General features: G+C 67.3%; 13 protein-coding genes. 3 read left to right on the forward strand and 10 right to left on the reverse strand.

The window, feature by feature from the left end:
• Nucleotides 1-32 precede the first annotated feature (32 nt).
• Nucleotides 33-404, forward strand: a complete 372-nt coding sequence (locus K344_RS0104140; protein ID WP_028079602.1) for a hypothetical protein — start codon at nucleotides 33-35, stop codon at nucleotides 402-404.
• Here the strand turns inward: K344_RS0104140 and K344_RS20140 are convergent.
• The 4 genes from K344_RS20140 to K344_RS0104160 are packed head-to-tail and all read right to left on the reverse strand — an operon-like array spanning nucleotide 401 to nucleotide 5,994.
• The gene (locus K344_RS20140) at nucleotides 401-1,636 is read right to left on the reverse strand and encodes a CaiB/BaiF CoA transferase family protein (RefSeq protein WP_051361866.1); all 1,236 of its coding nucleotides are present in this window, start codon (nucleotides 1,634-1,636) and stop codon (nucleotides 401-403) included. The two genes, K344_RS0104140 and K344_RS20140, sit on opposite strands and share 4 nt — an antisense overlap.
• Nucleotides 1,637-1,638: 2 nt before the next feature.
• A complete protein-coding gene (locus K344_RS22820; protein ID WP_051361867.1) occupies nucleotides 1,639-2,784 on the reverse strand; it encodes an aromatic ring-hydroxylating oxygenase subunit alpha in 1,146 nt (381 codons plus the stop codon).
• A 37-nt stretch (nucleotides 2,785-2,821) separates the two neighbouring features.
• Nucleotides 2,822-4,333 (reverse strand): class I adenylate-forming enzyme family protein, encoded by a 1,512-nt coding sequence (locus tag K344_RS20150; RefSeq protein WP_051361868.1) that lies wholly within the window; start codon nucleotides 4,331-4,333, stop codon nucleotides 2,822-2,824.
• Between the two features lie 29 nt (nucleotides 4,334-4,362).
• Nucleotides 4,363-5,994 carry a GMC family oxidoreductase gene (locus tag K344_RS0104160; protein ID WP_169729235.1) on the reverse strand — a complete coding sequence of 544 codons (1,632 nt, stop codon included), beginning with the start codon at nucleotides 5,992-5,994 and terminating at the stop codon, nucleotides 4,363-4,365.
• Between the two features lie 284 nt (nucleotides 5,995-6,278).
• On the opposite strand from K344_RS0104160, the gene K344_RS0104165 reads away from it, so the two are divergent.
• Nucleotides 6,279-7,502, forward strand: coding sequence for a cytochrome P450 (locus K344_RS0104165; RefSeq protein ID WP_028079604.1), 1,224 nt, complete (start codon nucleotides 6,279-6,281; stop codon nucleotides 7,500-7,502).
• Between the two features lie 4 nt (nucleotides 7,503-7,506).
• Here K344_RS0104165 and K344_RS20155 read toward each other — a convergent pair whose 3' ends face one another.
• Nucleotides 7,507-8,136 carry a TetR/AcrR family transcriptional regulator gene (locus tag K344_RS20155; RefSeq protein ID WP_051361869.1) on the reverse strand — a complete coding sequence of 210 codons (630 nt, stop codon included), beginning with the start codon at nucleotides 8,134-8,136 and terminating at the stop codon, nucleotides 7,507-7,509.
• 197 nt (nucleotides 8,137-8,333) lie between these two features.
• Here K344_RS20155 and K344_RS23820 point away from each other — a divergent pair, with 197 nt between their 5' ends.
• Nucleotides 8,334-8,765: a hypothetical protein gene (locus K344_RS23820; RefSeq protein WP_169729236.1), complete on the forward strand. Its 432-nt coding sequence runs from the start codon at nucleotides 8,334-8,336 to the stop codon at nucleotides 8,763-8,765.
• 134 nt (nucleotides 8,766-8,899) lie between these two features.
• Here K344_RS23820 and K344_RS0104180 read toward each other — a convergent pair whose 3' ends face one another.
• From K344_RS0104180 to K344_RS0104200, 5 genes are all read right to left on the reverse strand, one after another.
• Nucleotides 8,900-9,349 (reverse strand): hypothetical protein, encoded by a 450-nt coding sequence (locus K344_RS0104180; protein ID WP_028079605.1) that lies wholly within the window; start codon nucleotides 9,347-9,349, stop codon nucleotides 8,900-8,902.
• Between the two features lie 58 nt (nucleotides 9,350-9,407).
• A complete protein-coding gene (locus tag K344_RS22825) occupies nucleotides 9,408-10,100 on the reverse strand; it encodes a peptidoglycan-binding domain-containing protein (RefSeq protein WP_051361870.1) in 693 nt (230 codons plus the stop codon).
• Between the two features lie 11 nt (nucleotides 10,101-10,111).
• On the reverse strand, nucleotides 10,112-10,432 hold the full coding sequence (locus K344_RS0104190) for a hypothetical protein (RefSeq protein ID WP_028079606.1): 321 nt from the start codon (nucleotides 10,430-10,432) through the stop codon (nucleotides 10,112-10,114).
• A gap of 2 nt (nucleotides 10,433-10,434) precedes the next feature.
• Nucleotides 10,435-10,971, reverse strand: a complete 537-nt coding sequence (locus K344_RS0104195) for a hypothetical protein (protein WP_157622751.1) — start codon at nucleotides 10,969-10,971, stop codon at nucleotides 10,435-10,437.
• 217 nt (nucleotides 10,972-11,188) lie between these two features.
• Nucleotides 11,189-12,607 (reverse strand): efflux transporter outer membrane subunit, encoded by a 1,419-nt coding sequence (locus K344_RS0104200; protein WP_028079608.1) that lies wholly within the window; start codon nucleotides 12,605-12,607, stop codon nucleotides 11,189-11,191.
• Between the last annotated feature and the right edge of the window lie 13 nt (nucleotides 12,608-12,620).

Consider the following 12,620-nt stretch of genomic DNA (forward strand, 5'->3'; position numbering starts at 1 on the left):
CGCGACCCACGCGGTGGCATGGAGCGACAGTCATGATCGTCGACGCGGCAATGCGGCGCTACGCGCTGATCCGCCTGTTCCGCGAGATCGCCGGCGGCGGCACCGAGCCGCTCGGCGCCGACGATCTCGAACGGCAATGGCGGACGGTGACCGGCCTGCGCGGCACCGATCTGACGCTGGCGCTGCAGGACATGCTGCGCGATCAATGGCTCGAGCGTGAGGAGATCGACGGCTTCACCGAATACCGCATCAGCCTGCGCGGCGCGGTGCTGATGTCGCAGAGCTGGGAAGGCGTGCCCTGGGGCAGCTGGTCGCAGCGCCTGCGCCTGATGCGCGCGCGCTGGCGGCGCACGCCGTGGCCCTGGCACGTGCGCCGCGGCCGGCGCCTGGTCGACCGCGTCTAGCGCCGCGGGTCTGGTTCGCGCGGGCCGAGCAGCGTGCCGCCGTCGCGCAGGGGCTGCGTCGCCCGCGCGTCGAGGCCGAGCCAGTCGCGCAGCACGTCGTCGGAGTGCTGGAACTGCGCCGGCGCCGCGGTCGGCGCGAACGCCTGTCCCGGCGTCTTCACCGGCGTGCCGGTAAGGCGCACGACGCCGATGCCCGGATGCTCGGTCTCGTACAGATTGCCGCGCGCGAGGAAGTGCGGATCGCGCGCGAGTTCGGCGCGCGTGTTGGCAGGACCGCCCGGCACGTCGTGCTCGATGAACAGCTGCATCCACGCGGCGCGCGGACGCGTCGCGAAGATCGCGCTCAGTTCGCGGTGGATGGCGTCGTCGGTGGCGGCCGTGTCGCCGGCGCCGAGGTCGAGCAGATCGTCGCGGCCGATCGCCGTGCAGAAGCGTTTCCAGAATTTCGCCGACAAGCCCTGGAAGAACACCTTGCCGCCGTCCTGTGTCGCGTATGCACAGAGCCGCGACCAGCCGGCCATCTTGCCGGCGCCGTTGGCGAAGCCCGGCCGCTCGTGCAGCAGGCCGGCATTGAGTTCGACATTGACGCCTTCCGGCAGCCAGTGCGCCGCCGACTCGGCGCCGCTGACTTCGATCCGCGCGCCGCGGCCGCTGCGCTGTGCGCGCACGACGGCTGACAGCACGCCGAGCGCCGCGTAGAGACCCATGGCATGCATGCCGACCGGATGGCGGCCTTCGCGCTCGTGCGGCTCCAATGCGTACGGATTCAGCGAGGACAGCGCGCCGAAGGCGTCGAACGACGGGCCGTGCGAGCCCAGCGTGTGATACGGGCCGTCGCCGCCGAGCCCGGACAGCGAGCAGAACACGAGGCGCGGATGGTCGGCGCGCAGGCGCTCGTCGCCGAGGCCCAGGCGCTCGAGCACGCCGGCGCGCATGCCTTCGATGACGACATCGGCGCGTGCGGCGAGGCGGCGGAACAGGGCGCGGCCGTCGTCCGTCTTCAGGTCGAGGCCGAGACTCTTCTTGCCGCGGTTCCAGCGCAGATGCAGAAAGCTCGGCCCGTCCGGGCTGCCGACCGCCGGCGAGCTGCTGTGGCGCAGCGGGTCGCCATCGAGTCCTTCGACCTTGACCACCTCGGCGCCCATGTCGGCGAGGTAGCCGCCGAGGCTCGAAGGCCCGAGCTGCGCTACTTCGAGCACGCGGATGCCGGCGAGAAAGTCGTAGCCGGCCATGGTCAGCGCGCGCCGTCGAGATCGCGCGCGAGCTGGCGGTGCAGGTGCGCGCAGGCCAGTTCGCTGCGGCCGTAACGGAAGCTGCCGTGCGGCCAGGCTTCGGCGTTCTGCTGGATCCAGCGTTCCATCGGCCAGTCTTCCTGCATCGCCGCCTGTTCGAGAATCTCCCAGCTCTTGTGCACGCGCTTCTCGATGTGCTCGTCGAGAATCTCGCTGCGTACGAGGAAGCGGATCTGCACGGTGCAGCGAGCGGCGCTGTCGAGCGCCGGCCACACCGTCCAGAATTCCACGTGCTCCGGCGCGCCGATCATCATCGCGTTCGGATACAGCACGAGATTGGAGCCGATGTATTTCGAGCCGCCGTCGAGGGCGCCACCGTCCCGGGCCATGCTGCGCAGCCTGCTGCGCGCGCCGAAGTGCTTGCCGTGGCGGCCGAAGTCCTTGAAGACGCCGACGTTGGTCTCGATCAGCTTGCCGACGCCGTTCTGGTGCAGGAAGCGCGGGTGGATGATGTCGATCGCGCCGTCCATCACCAGCTTCCAGTTGATGTCCATCGTGAAGGTCTTGTCGATGACGATCTGCGAATCCTGCAGCCGCCATGGCGCGATCTGCGCATCGACGTCGGTGCCGAACCAGTCGGCGAGCGAGCGCCGAGCGTCGTTGGACAGGTCGACATAGATCAGGCCGTGGCGCTCCTCGGCCCTGAACGGCGTCAGACCCTGCGTGGCGCGCTCGATCGGGCCGAACGAGTTCTCGTACGGCACGTGGCGCAGGCCGCCGCCGTCGCGCTCGTACGACCAGCCGTGGTAACGGCACATGAAGACACGCTTGTTGCCGGACGTTTCCGGCTCGACGCGACCGCCGCGGTGGCGGCACATGTTGAGGTAGGCGCGCACGCCGCCGTCGCTCTGCCGCGCGACGATCAGTGGCATGCCGAGCAGCTCGCGCGTCACGAAGTCGCCGGCGTTCGGCAGCTCCGAGCGGTGCGCCACGAACAGCGGCAGGCGCTTGAGCAGGGCGATCTCCGCCTGCGCGCGCGCCGGGTCGGTGAAATGCGCGACCGGCACGAACAGATCGTCGGCGGCGAGATCGGTCGTGTCGTGCCGCAGATGATCGACGAGGCGCGCGACGACGTCGGCGTCGACCAAGATATCGAGAGGGGTGCTAATGCGGCGACTCCCGGCTTCACGCCGACAGCTGCGCGAACAGCTCGACGAGCTGTGAGCGCGCGATTTTGTTCGACGCCGTCTTCGGCAGCGGCTGCTGGCTGAGACGCAGATGTTTCGGCGCCTTGTAACTGCCGAGCAGGGCGCGCGCCTGTTCGATCACCGCCACCGGATCGGCGAGGCTCGGGCCGTGCACGATCGCCGCGATTTCCTGGCCCCAGCGTTCGCTCGGCAGGCCGAGCACCACGCATTCGAGCACGCCGGGAATCTGCGCCATCGCACGCTCGACTTCGGCGGGGTACACGTTGACGCCGCCGGAGATCAGCATGTTCTTCTTGCGATCGACGATCGTGAAACAGCCGTTCTCGTCGATGCGAGCGAGATCGCCGGTCTTGTACCACTCGCCGTGAAATGCAGCGCGCGTCTCCTCGGGCTTGTTCCAGTAGCCGGCCATCAGCTGCGGGCCGCGTGCGAAGACTTCGCCGACCTCGCCGGCGGCGACCGGCCTGCCGTCGCTGTCGCAGATGCGCAGCTCGATGCCCGGCAGCGCATCACCGCAGGAGGCCGGGAAGCGCGCCGCGACCTCGACGCTCGGCGACGACACGCCGGCGCAGCCTTCGGTGAAGCCGTACTGCTGGCGGATCGTCACGCCCTTGCTGCGGAACAGCTCGAGCAGCGGTCGCGGCACCGGAGCGCCGCCGGTGTAGGCGCTGCGCAGGTGCGAGAGATCGGCCTCGGCGAAGTCCGGCGCCTGCGCGATGCGTTCCCACAGCGCCGGCACGCCGCCGAAGAAGGTAATGCGCTCGTCGCGCAGCAGGTGGTAGGCCCGCATCGGGTCGACCGCCTTCTCGATCCAGGCGGTGCCGCCGCTGACCAGCCATGGCGCGAGGTTCGAGATGACGCCGCCGGTGAACGCGAGCGGCGCGAGGATCAGCATGCGCTCCTCGCCGCCGCGCAGCGCGAAGTTCATGACCAGGCCCTGCATCGCGCAATCGACGGCGCGATGCGTCAGTGCGGCGCCCTTGGGTACGCCGGTGGTGCCGGACGTGTAGCAAATCGCCAGGATGTCGTCGTCGGGCAGGACGGTATTCTCGAAGCGCGCCGCGCCGGCGAGGATCGCCGCGTAGGCCTGCGAGCGTCCGCTTTCGAGATCGAAGATGCGCAGTTCGTCGGCCGGGGCATCGCTGGCGATGCCGAGTTTGGCGATCAGTGCCGGCGTCGACAGCACGGCGCGGCACGCGGCATCGGCGGCGATCTGTTCGAGCTCGAAGCGACCGAAGATCGCATTGAGCGGCACGAAGATCGCGCCGATACGGATCGCCGCCAGAAACTGTACGCACCACGGCAGGCTGTTGCCGAGCAGACAGCCGACGCGATCGCCGCGACGCACGCCGATGTCGGCGAGATGCGTGGCGACGGCGGCCGAAGCGCGGTCGAGTTCGTTCCAGCTCAGGCGCTCCTGATCGCAGACCAGCGCGGTCGCGTCGCCGCGGCGCCTGACCCAGAAATCGAGATAGCGGGCGAAATGCATGGGTAACTCCTCCTCGTTGCCGCTGCGCTTCAGGCGCCGCTGCGCATCAGGTCCGCGGCTTTCTCGGCGATCATGATCGTCGCCGCATTGGTATTGACGCTGGGGATGGTCGGCATCACCGAGGCATCGACGACGCGCAGCGCTTCGACACCGCGCACGCGCAGCTCCGGCGTGGTGACGGCGTCGGCGTCGCCGCCCATGCGGCAGGTTCCGACCGGGTGATAGGCCGGCGCCGCCTTGGCGCGGATGTACCGGATCCAGGCCGCGTCGTCGGGCGGCGGCGTTTGCGGCCGGCGATCGGCGACCACGCGGCGAGCGAGCGACGGCATGCCGAACAGGCGGGCGATGAGCTTCTGTGCCGCGACCATCGTCCGCAGATCACGCTCGTCGCCGAAGAAGCGGTGCACGATGCGCGGCTGTTGCGCGGCATCGAGTTCGACGCGGCCGCGGCTGTGCGGCTGGCACAGCGTCGCCAGGATCGTCATCGTCGGCTCTTTGGGCATGGCGGCGCTCGCGGTCGACACGGTATCGGGCTCGATGTCATAGGCCAGCGGCAGGAAGTGCAGCTGCACGTCGGGTTCGGCGAGGTCGTCGCGCGTACGCGCCAGCGCCATGGCCTGTACCGCCGGCGCGCCGAGCGCGCCGCGCCGGCCGAACGCGAATTCGAGCGCCATGCGCAGGCCGCCGAGCGCGTTCATCTGCGCGTTCAGGCTCGGCACGTTGATGAACTTGTTCTGGCCGACGCCGGGATGCTCCTGCAGATTGGCCCCGACGCCGCGCAGATCGACGCGTGTCGCGATGCCGCTGGCTTGCAGAAGCTCGCCGGGGCCCAGGCCGGAGCGCATCAGCAGCGCGGCGCTGCCGATGGTGCCGGCCGAAACGATCACCTCGCGGCGCGCGCTGACGCGCAATGCCTTGCCGTCGCGCACGACATCGACGCCGACGGCGCGCAGACCGTCGAAGGCGATCGAGCGGACCTCACTGCCGGTCAGCACGGTGAGGTTGGCGCGCCGGCGCGCCGGGCGCAGAAAGGCTTTTTCGGTGCTGCAACGCCAGCCGTCACGCTGCGTGGCGAGAGTCAGGAACGCGCCTTCGAGATGGCCGCCGACGCGATCGTCGAGACGGGGCAGGGCGCTCTCGCGGCAGGCGTCGAGAAAATCGGCGCACAGCGGATGTGGCCCGCGCATCGGCGATACCGTCAGCGGGCCGCCTTGCCGATGTTCCGCGTGCGGCGCGCCGGTCCAGTCTTCGGACTTGAGGAAGTAGCGGTGCACGCCTTCGTAATCCCAGCCGCGCGCGCCGGCTTCGGCCCAGCGGTCGTAGTCGCGACGCGTGCCGCGGACGTAGACCTGACCGTTGATCGAGCTGCCGCCGCCGAGCAGCTTGCCGGCCGACCAGACGAAGCGGCGCCCATCGATCGAAGGGTCCGGCGCCTGCGGGTAGCGCCAGTCATATGCAGGATGGCCGACCAGTCGGGCGAAACCGACCGGCAGCTGCACGAGCGGCGATCTCGCTTCGCCGCCGGCTTCGATCAGGATGACGCGGGTGCCGGCGTCCTCGCTGAGGCGTGCCGCCAGGACCGCGCCGGCGCTGCCGGCGCCAACGATGACATAGTCGGCGGCCGAACCGTCGGCATGGACAGGGGGGATGCTGCCTTCCACGTTGTTTCGCTCCTCGGGGCCCGGTCTGTTGCCGGTTCGCCGCCGACAACCGCGGCGACGATTCATCATCGACGATAAATCTAACGATGTAAAGTAACTGGTTTTCCGCCGGACCATGATCGCTTCCCGACGGCAACGGAGGGCGGCGGCCTAGACAAGAGCGCGGCAGTGTCGGCCGATGGAGAGACAAATTACCAAAGTTGTAATATGATCTTCTTTACCTAATATTATTCAGTCAAGGCCGGCGCGCGCCGCGCGGCCTGGTTACAACCAGAGAGGAATGGATGGAGACGACGCTTACGCCCACGATCCCGGAGCATGTGCCGGCGAATCTGGTCTACGACTTCGATATTTACAACGACGCGCAGATCAAGAAGGACCTGCACGCCTCGTACGCGCGCCTGCATCGCGAAGCGCCGCCGGTGTTCTACACGCCGGCCAATGGCGGTCACTGGCTGATCACGCGGCACGAACTGATGTCGGAAGTAGTGCGCGATTTCGAAACCTTCTCGGCACGCGAGTCGCAGATTCCGCGCGTCGAAAATGCGCCACTGCTGATTCCGCTGAATCTCGATCCGCCGGAGCACACCTGGTATCGCCAGGCCGTCGCACCGTTCTTCGGCCCGCGTTCGGTCGCGGCACGCGAGGAAGAGCTGCGCGAATTCGCCCGCGAGGTGGTCTCGTCGGTGGCGAAGAAGGGCAGCTGCGATTTCGTGCGCGATGTCGCGGCGCCGTTCCCAGTCACCGTGTTCATGCGCATCATGGGCTTCCCGACCAACCGCTTCGACGATTTCCGCGAACTGGCTGAGCGTTTTTTCAACGCACGCGATCCGCAGGAGATCGGCCTCGTCTCGCAATCCATCATCGGCGAGCTGGTCGCCCTGATCGGAGCGAAGAAGGCGGCCGTCGCCGCCGGTGCCGAGAAGAGCGATCTGCTTTCGCAGCTGGTCGACGCGCAGATCAATGGCGGCCCGATCCAGATGGACAAGCTGGTCGCGCTCTGCTTCCTGTTGTTCCTCGGCGGACTGGATACTGTCACCAATGCGCTGAGCTTCGCGATCCGCTATCTCGCAGGCGACAAGCCGCTGCAGTCGCGCCTGCGCGACGATCCCGATGCACTCGTACCGTTCGTCGAGGAGGCGATCCGCCTCTACGGCGTCGTCAACACGCCGCGCATCGTGACCAAGGACTGCGAGCGCCTCGGCGTCAAGTTCCGCAAGAACGACATGGTGCTGTGCCTGCTGCCGATGGCGGGCTGGGATGACATGAAGAATGAAAATCCCGAAAAGTTCGACATCGACCGCAAGATGCGTTCGTACCTGACGTTCTCGACCGGTCCGCATTTGTGCCTCGGGCACTTTCTCGCGCGCCTCGAGCTGCGCATCCTGTACGCCGAGTGGATCAAGCAGATCGGCGAGTTCTCGCTGGCCGACGGTTATCAGCCCAGCTATCGCGCCGGCATGGTGATGTCGCTCGATTCGCTGCCGCTGAAGTGGGCGGTGCGCTGAGGGCTCAGGCGTGCGCGGCGCGTTTCTTCGCGGCGGGCTTGCGCTTCGCCGGAGCCTTCCTGGTCGCCGCCGGCTTCGCGGCGACGGGCTCCGGCGCGAGGAAGCCGTCGAGATAACGCCGGATCGCCGCGACGAAGAGTGCTTCGCCATCGAGATGGCTCGCACGCAGCGCCGCCGCGAGTTGCGGCAGTTCCTTGTGATCGAACGGCGGCATCGGCTCCACACCACGCGCACGGCAGGCCGCCTCGAACAGCGCCGAGCCGAACGTCAGTTTTTCCAGCCCTTCGACCAGCACCATGCGGTGCTCCATCGGCAGCGGACAGATGGTGACCCAGTAATCGTACGAAGCGATCAGCAGGTGGCGCGGGAAGAATTGCAGCAGCAGCGGCGCGGCGTTCGGATGCTGGAGGATCGAGTGCCGTGTCGCGACACACAGCGCGATCATCGTTTCCTTCCAGTCAGTCGACGGATTACGCGGCGCCTTGGCGTCGAGCAGGATGAGGCGCGCCACTTCGGCCAGCAGTTCCGCCTTCTGGCGGAAGTGGTAGTAGAGCGAGGGCGCTTTTACGCCAAGGCGGTGCGCGACGAGTTCGAGGCTCAGCGCTTCGAGTCCGCGCACGTCGATGACGCCCAAGGCCGCGCGTGCGGCACGCTCGCGTGAGATCAACGGTTTTGCCGGCCGGCCCACAGTGTCTTCTGCTCCAGGTAGGGAACGCCAGCTATGTGGCTTAGATTTAACGAGATTCTGCGTTATTGAACGGTGCTGTCAAGTTGCGGCAGTGCGACCGCAAGTATCGAAGAGAAGAACTTCGGCGTCGGCATTTCGTGCTGATGCAGCAGGGCAAGGCGTCGCAGCACGCGAAGGGAAAATCGGCGAAAGCCGCCGCGCTCGAAGCCCCGCAAGCGCCGGCGCGGAGCGTTGCGACAACAGACGCATCATCATCGGCGTCGGGCCCCGCGTCGACCGACAATGGCCTCGCGCCGGACGCGGCATCGTCCGCGGCGCCGGAAGCGCAGGTCGCGGCGGCAGCCGAGGATGCATGGGGCGGAAGCAGCCAATGCGACACGGCGCCCGTGTGCTGTCGGCGGCGAGCGTCTTTGCCAGGTCTCAGTCGCTGTCGAGTGCGCGGTACGCCGCGGCCACCGCGCGATCAGCGGTTCCGTCTGCGCGATGGCAAGCGCATCGGCGGCGCGCAGCAGGCTCTCGTCGGCCCGCAGCACCTCGACAAGACGGACCGTGCCGCGTTCGCAGGCAGCAGCTGAGGCGCCATGATCGATGCATAATGTATATTATGTAAAGTCATGGGAAAGCCACGTCATCAGATCGGCACCACCCGTTCGCCGCAGAGTCCGTCGGCGAGCTTCACGCCGGCGCAGCCCCTTGCCGCCATCGCGCGCTATTTCGGATCGATGCCGAAGTAGGCGTACGCCGAGGCGACCGCGAGCCCCAGCCATGCCTGCCCGAGATTGGTGATCGGCGGCAGTTCCTTGGGATGGTAGAGGCCGACGAAGAACGCCGAGAGGCCGGCCACGACCCAGGCGACGATGTAGATTGCCGACACCCATTTGAGCAGCGTCTTGGAGCGGTCGGTGGCGCCGGCGGCGAGCGCCCGGGCGGCCGGCGCTTCGCCCGGCTTGGTCGCGGCGAGTTCGGCGATCACGAGCGCGGAAACCAGACCGCCGACAACCGCCAGGGCCTGCGCCATGCCGTCGTTGAAGTAGCCGACCGGGTACTTCGTGCAGCCGGCGGTGGCCATGCAGTCGGCGACGAGATAGCCGACGCGGATCAGGTGCAGATAGATGCCCAGCAGGATCGTGGCGATCAGGCCACCGAATATCGCTTTCATGCGCTGTACCTCGTTGATGAGTCTGGATCGGACGGCCGGCGGCTCGCGGTGGCGAGCCTTACAGGCCGAGTGCCTTGAAGGTGTTCTTTCCCGCCTCGCCGTCGGCGACCAGACGCCGGGCGATCTGGAACGCGCGCACGGCCTCGGCGGTATGCGGCCCGTACTCGCCGTCGATGTCGCCGGGCGAGAAGCCGGCTGCCTTCAGGGCGCGCTGCACGTCTTTCACCAGGGTTCCCTTCATGGTCGGCCTGGTGACGCGCAGCACCAGCCCCGGCCGCGTGACCGGTGCGATCGTGCCGACCCGATAGTCGATGTCCGGAACGAGCAGCCCGGTGTCCCAGCGGCGCCCGGCGATTTTCAGGTTCGTGACACCCAGCCTGGAGGACGCCGCTTCGATGGTTCCGCCCTCGCCGTCGCTGAACACGATATGGCCGATCAGGTCCGCCGACGGCGAGCGCAGCAGCAAGGCGCCGGGCGTCGCCGCCGCTTCGTCGATGGAAATCTTCGTCAGCAGGCGCCGGCTGTCGCGATCCCAATAGCCGGTGTAGGCATCGGCGATCGCCGGATTGCCGCCGTTGTCGTCGCAGCCGTAGAGCTTGCCGGCCACCTGATAGACCGTCCACGAAATGAACTCGGCACAATCCCAGGGACCCGTCCAGCTCGCGTTGTCCTTCGGCACCCGCACGCCGAGCACATATTTTTCGCTGACGTGCTTCTGGGCCGCCTTCACGAAGTCATTACCGGTCGTCATGCGAATCCTCCTTAGAACCGAATGCCGGTTGCGATCGCATCGAACAGCACCTTGAAGACGGCATTGGTCGCCTTCTGCGCGGTCGCCTTGCCGAGAATCTTCGCCTGATCGAGCGCCGTGCCGAATTCACGTTTCGACGAACGCATCTCGAAGTCGTAGGTCTGCTGGTCGATCTGTCCGGTGACCAGCGCTTCGGTCAGCTCGGCCAGCTGCTGCTCGAAGGCCTTGGCCGCGTCCCTGAGCACGCGCTGCGCCTGCTTGCCGCCGTCCTTGACGACATCGAGCCCCGCATCCACCGCGCTTTTCCACACGTCCTGCCAGTCGATCGCCATCGTCATTCCCCTTCTTGCCGAGAGCCGTCCGGCGCGCCTTCCTTGTAGACCTCGCCCGCCATGAGGTGCTCGAACATCGCGATGAAATGCTGACGCTGTCGCTCGAGAACCCAGTTCGACATGGCGCCGGGCGCGTAGTCGATGGCCGGGTCGCGGTTGCAGTCGGCGCCCTCGCCCGCCGTGCGCGCCTGCGCGGTGGTGTAGCGGCAGCGATGCACGCGCCGCAGATCGCGCCATCCGTCGAGAATCTTGCGGGCGCTGGCGGCGGAGTCATTGTTGTAGGCGCGCGTGCGCTCGCGCGCCGTCAGCAGCACGAGATCGTTCTCGATCGTCGCGTAGCCGGCCTTCAGCCTGGCGTAGGAGCGCTCGTCGCCGGTGGCGTCCGTCGCGGTATCGAAGAAGGTGAGGATGCTTTTGAGATTCTGCAGGCTGGCGTTGTAGGTCTCGGCGTCATACGGCGCCAGCTGGCACGCGCTCAGGCCGAGCGCGACGGCCACCGCGAAAAAACCGTGCCGTCCTGCAGCGAGTACAGTGCCCATGCGATCCCCCGATCACGTTCCCGGGCACCATAGTCCCGAGTGGCATGCCACAAACGTGACCGGCGGCACAATGTTTCAGCCAGCGCGCGGCCTCTCGTCGAATTCCGCCCTCGGCCGGCCGCGCGCACGCCGCGATGCGGCGCGCATGGCACTACCCTGTCCGCGCGCCGGCCTTGCCGGTGCGGCGCGGATGCCCTAGTCCGCGCCGGATACGTTCTCATCGCTGGCGTGACAGCGCGGCATCCCCACCCAATACCTTGTACAACGTGACGCGATTGTTCTGCTCGGCCAGCTCGAGTGCGATCAAGTCCTGCTGCGCCCCATAAAGGGAACGCAGTGAAACCAGCGCGTCGAGGTAGCTGTCGATACCACTCCGATAGCGCGCGTCGGCTAGTTCGTAGGAACGCGCCGCCGCTGCCACCAGTGCCTGCTGGGCGGAAAGACGTTCCTGCAGCGTGGTCCGCACCGCGAGCGCGTCGGCGACCTCTCTGAAAGCGATCTGGATGGTCTTCTCATAACCTGCCACGGCAATGTCGCGCTCGACCTTCGACACCTTGAACTCGGCGCGCAGGCGTCCGGCGTTGAAGATCGGAACGCTGAGCGTCGGGGCGAAAGACCAGCTGCGGTTGTCGCCGCCGAAGAGGCTGGACAAAGCATCGCTGCCCCGGCCGGCAGCCGCCGTCAGCGAGATGTTCGGGAAGAACGCGGCGCGCGCAGCGCCGATATTGGCATTGGCCGCCTTCAATGTATGCTCGGCGGCCATCACGTCCGGCCGCGCCAGAAGCACCAACGAATCCAGATCGAGCGGCAATGCCGCGAGAACAACCGGCGCATCCTGCATGGAGTCCGGCAACAGCGAATCCGGCACCGGCGCTCCCACCATGAGTTCCAGCGCATTCACGTCCTGTTTGAGCTGCGCCGTGTAGGCGGCGACATCGGCACGTGCGCTGGCAACGCTGGTCTGCACGTGTGCCAAATCGAGCCCGGACACCGTGCCCTGTCGCCGCTGGTATTCGGTCAGCTTCAGGGTCTCGCGCTGGCTTTCCAGCGTCTTCTGCGCCAGCGCGAGATGGCGAAAGTCGGCCGCCAACGTCAACCAGGTGCCGGTGACTTCCGCGATGAGGCTCAGACGCGTACTGCGTTGCGCGTAGGTCATCGCAAGGAATGCTTCCTTTGCTTCGTTCTTGAGGCTGCGGACACGGCCGAAAAGATCGAGTTCGTAGCTGGCGAAGCCGACGGAAGTCGTGTATTCGCGGCGAACCGTGGCGCGCCCGTCGCTGTTCAGTGACGCCGGGCCGCGCGCGGCGCTGGCAGCGATTTCCGCCTCCACCGATGGAAAGAGTTCGGCGCCCTGGATACGGTAGCGGGCGCGCGCCTTCTCGATATTGAGCAGCGCCATGCGCAGATCACGGTTATTGCCGATCGCCAGTGCAACGACCTGCCGCAAACGCTCGTCGCGAAGCAGCTCCTGCCACGCGAGATTGGCTATCGCACGATCGCCGCCCGTGGCATCGGCATCGCCGTCGCGCCAGTGCTCTGCAATTGGCTGATCCGGACGCCGATAAACCGGCGCCATGCTGGAGCAGGCACCTAGCAGTGTCATCGCGAGCGTACCGGCGAGGAGAAGTCTGCTCATGACGGAAAAGGAC

The sequence above is a fragment of the Solimonas soli DSM 21787 genome (assembly GCF_000474945.1).
In the GTDB taxonomy this organism is placed as follows: Bacteria; Pseudomonadota; Gammaproteobacteria; order Nevskiales; family Nevskiaceae; genus Solimonas; species Solimonas soli.

Bases quoted from the DNA above. Each gene is read 5' to 3' on its own strand.
- K344_RS22825 (WP_051361870.1), bottom strand. From the start codon at position 10,100: ATGACGACCGGTAATGACTTCGTGAAGGCGGCCCAGAAGCACGTCAGC.
- K344_RS0104200 (WP_028079608.1), bottom strand. From the start codon at position 12,607: ATGAGCAGACTTCTCCTCGCCGGTACGCTCGCGATGACACTGCTAGGT.
- K344_RS0104190 (WP_028079606.1), bottom strand. From the start codon at position 10,432: ATGGCGATCGACTGGCAGGACGTGTGGAAAAGCGCGGTGGATGCGGGG.
- K344_RS0104180 (WP_028079605.1), bottom strand. From the start codon at position 9,349: ATGAAAGCGATATTCGGTGGCCTGATCGCCACGATCCTGCTGGGCATC.
- K344_RS0104195 (WP_157622751.1), bottom strand. From the start codon at position 10,971: ATGGGCACTGTACTCGCTGCAGGACGGCACGGTTTTTTCGCGGTGGCC.
- K344_RS20150 (WP_051361868.1), bottom strand. From the start codon at position 4,333: ATGCATTTCGCCCGCTATCTCGATTTCTGGGTCAGGCGCCGCGGCGAC.
- K344_RS0104165 (WP_028079604.1), top strand. From the start codon at position 6,279: ATGGAGACGACGCTTACGCCCACGATCCCGGAGCATGTGCCGGCGAAT.
- K344_RS20140 (WP_051361866.1), bottom strand. From the start codon at position 1,636: ATGGCCGGCTACGACTTTCTCGCCGGCATCCGCGTGCTCGAAGTAGCG.
- K344_RS23820 (WP_169729236.1), top strand. From the start codon at position 8,334: ATGCAGCAGGGCAAGGCGTCGCAGCACGCGAAGGGAAAATCGGCGAAA.
- K344_RS0104140 (WP_028079602.1), top strand. From the start codon at position 33: ATGATCGTCGACGCGGCAATGCGGCGCTACGCGCTGATCCGCCTGTTC.